Annotated in this window: 2 protein-coding genes; both read left to right on the top strand. The window is 34.2% G+C overall.

Annotated elements, in window-relative coordinates; translation table 11 throughout:
- On the top strand, positions 1-111 hold a 111-nt coding region (locus tag DF216_RS10620), incomplete at its 5' end, for a type Z 30S ribosomal protein S14 (protein ID WP_129326791.1).
- Positions 112-142: 31 nt separating this feature from the next.
- The coding region (rpsH, locus tag DF216_RS10615; protein WP_129326790.1) for a 30S ribosomal protein S8 at positions 143-409 on the top strand (267 nt) is incomplete at its 3' end.

Raw genomic sequence — 409 nt, 5'->3', positions numbered from 1 at the left:
CGCTGTGGTCGTCCACATTCTGTATATCGTAAATTTAAATTATGCCGTATTTGTTTCCGTGAATTAGCTTATAAAGGCCAAATTCCTGGCGTACGTAAAGCTAGCTGGTAAGATAAAAGAGTTTGAAAGGAGGCAACAATAAATGACTATGACAGATCCAATCGCAGATATGCTTACTCGTGTAAGAAACGCAAACATGGTGCGTCACGAGAAATTAGAATTACCTGCATCAAATATTAAAAAACAAATTGCTGAAATCTTAAAAAATGAAGGTTTCATTAAAAACGTAGAATACGTTGAAGATGATAAACAAGGTGTTATTCGTTTATTCTTAAAATATGGTCAAAACAATGAACGTGTTATCACAGGATTAAAACGTATCTCAAAACCAGGTTTACGTGTATATGCT

The sequence above is a fragment of the Streptococcus oralis genome (genome assembly GCF_004127215.1).
Taxonomy (GTDB): domain Bacteria; phylum Bacillota; class Bacilli; order Lactobacillales; family Streptococcaceae; genus Streptococcus; species Streptococcus oralis_BD.
This window is presented reverse-complemented; position numbering and strand designations above follow the sequence as displayed.